The sequence below is a fragment of the Streptosporangium sp. LJ11 genome (genome assembly GCF_051918945.1).
Lineage (GTDB): Bacteria > Actinomycetota > Actinomycetes > Streptosporangiales > Streptosporangiaceae > Streptosporangium.
Genome location: NZ_JBPXMB010000090.1, coordinates 1 through 1,400 on the forward strand (window position 1 = coordinate 1; position 1,400 = coordinate 1,400).

Here is a 1,400-nt window from a genome sequence, read left to right on the forward strand (position 1 = left end):
GAGGTGCACTGCCTGCTCGGCCAGAACGGCGCCGGGAAGTCCACGCTGATCAAGACTCTGGCGGGCGCTCACCAGCCCGACGAGGGGACGATCACGCTCAACGGTGAGGAGGTGCGGCTGTCGAGCCCGATCGCGGCGATCCGGCTCGGGATCTCCACGATCTACCAGGAGCTGGACCTGGTCGACGGGCTGAGCGTGGCCGAGAACGTGTTCTTGGGTCATGAGCCGGCCCGGATGGGGTTCGTGGGCCGCTCGGAGGCGGCGCGGGCGACGCGGGAGTTGCTGGCGCGGCTGGGGCACGCGGAGATCCGCCCGTCGACGGAGGTGGGCCGGCTGTCTCCGGCGGCCAAGCAGGTGGTGAGCATGGCGCGGGCGCTGTCGCACGACACCCGGCTGATCATCATGGACGAGCCGTCGGCGGCGCTGGCCCATGACGAGGTGGGCAACCTGTTCCGGATCATCCGGGAGCTGACCGCCCAGGGGGTGGCGGTGGTCTACATCTCGCACCGGCTGGAGGAGATCCGCGAGATCGGGGACCGGGTGACGGTGCTCAAGGACGGCCGCACGGTCGCGGTGGGCCTGCCGGCCAAGGAGACGCCGACCTCGCAGGTGGTGTCGCTGATGACCGGCCGCAACGTCGAGTACGTCTTCCCGCCGCGCCGCGCGGAACCCGTCGCGGGCAACGAGGTGCTGCGGGTCGAGAACCTCACCGTCCCCGGGGTCGTCACCGACGTGTCGTTCTCGGTGCGGGCGGGGGAGATCGTGGGGCTGGCCGGTCTGGTCGGCTCGGGCCGTTCGGAGATCATCGAGGCGGTGTACGGGGCGCGGCGGTTCTCCGGCCAGGTGGTCTTGGAGGGCAAGCCGGTGCGCCGGGGCGGTGGCACGACCGGCGCGGTGCGCCTGGGCATGGGATTGGCGCCCGAGGAGCGCAAGGCGCAGGCGTTGCTGCTGGACCAGAGCGTGTCGCGCAACATCAGCCTGGCGAGTTTGGGCCGGTACTCGCGGCTGGGCTGGATGGACCGGCGCCGGGAGGCGGCCGACGCGCGGGAGATGGTACAGGCCCTCGACATCCGTCCCTCCGATCCGGAGCGGCCGATCAAGACGTTGTCGGGCGGTAACCAGCAGAAGGCGGTGCTGGCCCGGTGGTTGCTGAACGACCGCAAGCTGCTGCTGCTTGACGAGCCGACCCGCGGGGTGGACGTGGGGGCTCGGGCGGAGTTGTACGCGCTGGTGCGGCGGCTGGCCGATGAGGGGATCGGGGTGTTGCTGGTCTCCAGCGAGGTTCCCGAGGTGCTGGGGCTGGCCGATCGGGTGCTGGTCCTGCGGGAGGGCCGGGTCATTCGTGAGGCCGGTGCCGGTGAGCTGGACGAGCACGCCGTCCTCGACATGATCATGGAAGG

The 1,400-nt window shown here is 71.1% G+C and carries 1 protein-coding gene; it reads left to right on the forward strand.

Features of this window, described 5'->3' with window-relative positions; all coding sequences use genetic code 11:
• Positions 1-1,400, forward strand: a 1,400-nt coding sequence (locus ACTOQ3_RS43505) for a sugar ABC transporter ATP-binding protein (protein WP_440089923.1), incomplete at both ends; no start/stop codon positions are given.